Source organism: Pseudonocardia nigra, assembly GCF_019396355.1.
In the GTDB taxonomy this organism is placed as follows: Bacteria; Actinomycetota; Actinomycetes; order Mycobacteriales; family Pseudonocardiaceae; genus Pseudonocardia; species Pseudonocardia nigra.
The window spans coordinates 1-678 of record NZ_JAHKRK010000562.1 but is presented as its reverse complement, the minus strand read 5'-3'; the positions used below and the strand labels follow the sequence as shown (position 1 = coordinate 678).

General features: G+C 69.5%; 1 protein-coding gene. It reads right to left on the bottom strand.

Going from position 1 to position 678, the window contains the following annotated elements:
* Positions 1-137: 137 nt before the first annotated feature.
* Positions 138-512: an AAA family ATPase gene (locus KME75_RS45535; protein ID WP_219420698.1), complete on the bottom strand. Its 375-nt coding sequence runs from the start codon at positions 510-512 to the stop codon at positions 138-140.
* Between the last annotated feature and the right edge of the window lie 166 nt (positions 513-678).

The following is a 678-nucleotide window of genomic DNA, read 5'->3' as shown; positions in this document are numbered from 1 at the left end:
CACTGTCCACCGCAGCCCTTGTGTTGATCTTCTTCCTTGGACAGAAGCATGATCAACCAAGGGCTGCACTCATGATCAACCGGGGTCTCCGAGCTGGTGTCGCACCCCGGAGGTTAAAGATCAAGCTGAGGGCGGTCTCACGGATCGGCCGGGCGCACCACGTCGACCCGGTCGAACCCCTCGTCGGCTGACGGTGGGACCAGCCGCTTGCCGGTGGCGAGCACGCCCACCAGCGGCACCCGGGACCGCCCTTCCCGCGCGGCGTTCCGCTCCAGGCACACCTCGAGTGGCACGTCCACGTGCACGGCGCGGACGGCCGCCCGGTGCCGGCGCGCGAGCGCGATCAGCGGGGCCCGGTCGGCGGGGGAGGGGTTGGTGTTGTCGACGACGACGCTGCGGCCGGCGGCGAGCAGCTCGTCGACGACCCGCTGCTGACGGGCCTCCCGCCGCCGGGCGCCCGGCCAGTGGTCCTTGCTAACGACGGTGTGCGTGCCGGCGAGGTGGGTGCGCACCCAGGGCCCCGGCGTTCTTGCCGTTTGGGTCTGATGTCCGTTTTGCCCCTGGTGGTGGACTCGTTTGAGGGGCCGGTGTGAGGGGAGCGCGACCCCTGGTGATCTTTCAGGTGTTGAAGCCGAAGATCGTCCCGGGGGTCGCGCTCGTGTCCACAGTATCGTCGTT